We start from the raw sequence: 3,244 nt of genomic DNA on the forward strand, positions 1-3,244 counted from the left end.
CCGACTCCCGACTCCCGACTCCCGACTCCCGACTCCCGACTCCCGACTCCCGAATCCCGACTCCCGACTCCCGACTCCCGACTCCCTACTCCCTACTCCCTAAAACATGGATAATTCCAACTACTATTCCAACTACTATAGTTACCTTGGGCAGGATAAGGAACCAACTCCACAATGCCCTGCTCATTGATTATCCATCCTTGGGCTTCAATGATAGGTGATTTCTTCTTCGTTATTGGTTGTGCCTGATCTGGCCTGTTATACCCTAATTTCCTTTTTCTCCAACTCCGGCTTCTTCTTCTATTGCTTAATTGTGTAGTCCCTTGATCAACCATTAGCCGCAAATCCGGTACTACGACTTGACCCCGCAATACCCCAGCTGGGTTAGCGGGGATTCCTCCTTTTCCGGTAACTAAAAAACTATTGACGCTGTTTGCTGCACAATCGGTGATGATTTGATTGCTGGTATCCACTACATCTACAGGTAGCTTGTCTAAGGCTTGGGCGGGGTTAACCTCTGGAGTATTGAGAGTAACACTGCCATCAATACCAAGTTGGGATGAAGCAGTAATCTTACTACTGCGATCGCTAAAAATTCCAATGGCCGAAATCGTGATATTTCCCCCACGGCCTAAAATGGCATTGGCAGTGATGTTACTACCCTTTGATGTCACCAAAAAGTCAGTGGTGATAGTGATATTCCCACCAGTAGCAGTATCCCTGGCATTAGTCGTTATCCCACTGTTGTTCCGTAAGAAAATTAGTTTGGCATTAGAGAGGGTAATATTCCCTTGGTCTCCAGCAGAGGTTTTAGCATTGAGGAAACCATTGTCGAGCTGGATGGTATCAGCAGAGATGTCCAAGGTTCCAGCAACACCGGTACCTGTACTGCTCACCGTTACCAATGCGCGTCCGCTAGCGCTAAATGTCTTGGTATTCAGGTTAAGGGAACCCGCTTTCCCTGTTTGGGTTGCCCGAGATGCGATCGCACTAGCTGCTCCATCTGGGTCAATGCTGTTTCGTCCAACTCTCGCTAATCGCTCGTTGTAGGTAGGGTCAATACCAGAAAGAGTGATGTTCTCAGAAGCATTGATAGTAATATTACCGGCATCACCACCCTTGAAGCTAGAAGTAAAAATCTGAGCGCCATTGGTTAATGCCAGAGTGTCCACATCTAAGCTAATTTCACCAGCTGAAGCATCAGTCTGACTTTTAGCGGTGATCACTGCCCCATTATCCAGACTGAGAGTCGGAGTTTGAATGAAAATTTCACCACCAATCCCAGTTGCGTTGGATTCGGTATTGGCAGAGATAGCGCTAGAGAAGCCAAGGGTGGGACTGAAGCCAGACAGAGTAACCCTTTCTGTAGCATAAATCTCAACATTACCGGCATTACCTTGACCAGAAGTAGAAGCCCGTAATTCTGCTCCATCCTCTACCGTCAAGCGCTCAGTTTCTATGCTCAAATTACCCCCATTTCCCGTAGCCCTTTGGTTCACCCCTAGGATTAAGTTGCTGCGAAACTGACCATCAGGTGATGTCCCAATCACCTCTATTTCTTTAGCCTGTATCGATATAAACCCCCCATCACCCTGACCAGCAGTAGAGGTGTTGATACTTGCTCCCTCTCGTACTCTCAGACGTTCTGTATCAATGAAGATAGTTCCTCCGTCCCCTGTAGCTCTGGGTAGGACATCAGTAAACAAGCCACTAAAGGATGAGTTATTGTTTGAGGTCTCAACTAATAACTCAACCTCCCCGATTCCCACCACATCTACCTCTTGAGCCCGAATTGTCACAGTACCCCCATCCCCATCACCCAAGGTTCCAGAGCCTACCTGTGACCCATCCCGTATGATCAGACGCTGGGTATCAATAGTCAAATCTCCCCCATTGCCGGTCGCATCTGGAATCACACCAGTGGACAAAACGCTTTGGGATACATCAACGGTATCCGTCACTGTGATAGTTACATCTCCAGCATTTCCTGTCCGTGCCGCAACTGCTAATATGTCTGCATCATTCGTGGAAAAGTTACGACTGGTAAGTGTGATATCCCCACCGCCTCTGACACCGTAAGTCCTAACCAAGCTCTCGTCAAAAACAATATCCTCTGTTGCCTGTAAGCTGATACTTCCTCCCTCACCAGAAGTAGAAATAGTCTTGAGATCGTTTGTCCTAATGGTGCCATTGGTTGCATTCAGGGAGATGGAGCCACTATCAACAATCTGGGCTGATTCATCATCAAATTCCGCAAATGTAGGCATTTCTGCTTCAACACCAGTTAGGATAATGTTATATTCACCGATGTCAAAACCACTTCTATCTTCCCAACCGGCCAAAGGTAACTCACTGCCAAGCTGATCTGCTTCATCAATACTGGTAAAATCCCCCGTATCGTCTCCATCGGGAAATATATCTCCTGCCTCACTGACTGGTTCTACACCAAAACCACTAATGGCTAGATAGTAAATTCCTGGCTCCGTTGGGGTTAGGGGAGTGCCTGCTGGTAAGAGTGATTGAGCACAACCGCCACAGTCAGCGTCATCATCATTAGCATAAATTCCTATACCCTCTTCATCAAACAAGAATAACTGGGTGTCTAGCTCAGTCCCCTCAGTGGTGCGAGCAGAAAAAGTCCCCCCTCCAGTCAGAAAGATTTGGTACAGGTCTACATCAGTTTCTTCGCTAATCGCGCCAGATATGAATATGAACTCAAAGGGCACTCCCGGAGAATCACTAATAACTGTAGCTGTCTCAAGCACTTGTCCGGTATCTCTAACCGGGGGAATTGATGTATCAATGTTACCAACGGTTATATTCGCACCGCTAATAGCAATGTTCGTTCCATTGGTGCGGATGGTGTCAAAAAAGGTATCTTCCATCCGAAAGTCCCCTACCCCATCCCGGTCTGCATCAGCAGTAAACACCATTACTTCACTGCCTGATTTTAAGTTTAGCTCGTTATCCTCTAAGTCGTCGATTACTATATCATTGCTTGCTTGTAGAACAAAATTATTACTTCTTGAGAAATCCTCCATAAGGGTCTCGTAGAGAGTGGTAGCTGCGAGATTATCAAGCTGACTTAATGGAGTAGTTAGAATAGCATCCGCTGTGTCGGAATTATTGGCAATTTCAGGATTAATTTCATCTATGGCATCCTCTTCAGAGCCATTAGCAATGATGATATCTGTGGAATCAAGTAATAAGGTTCCAGCAATTCCATTCATGGCGCTAGTATCAA

General features: G+C 46.5%; 1 protein-coding gene. It reads right to left on the reverse strand.

What is annotated here, in order from left to right; all coding sequences use genetic code 11:
* Nucleotides 1–92 precede the first annotated feature (92 nt).
* Nucleotides 93–3,244: S-layer family protein (locus tag F6K57_RS40865; RefSeq protein WP_293074718.1), on the reverse strand; the 3,152-nt coding region annotated here is incomplete at its 5' end.

The organism is Moorena sp. SIO4A5, from assembly GCF_010672005.1.
Taxonomy (GTDB): Bacteria; Cyanobacteriota; Cyanobacteriia; order Cyanobacteriales; family Coleofasciculaceae; genus Moorena.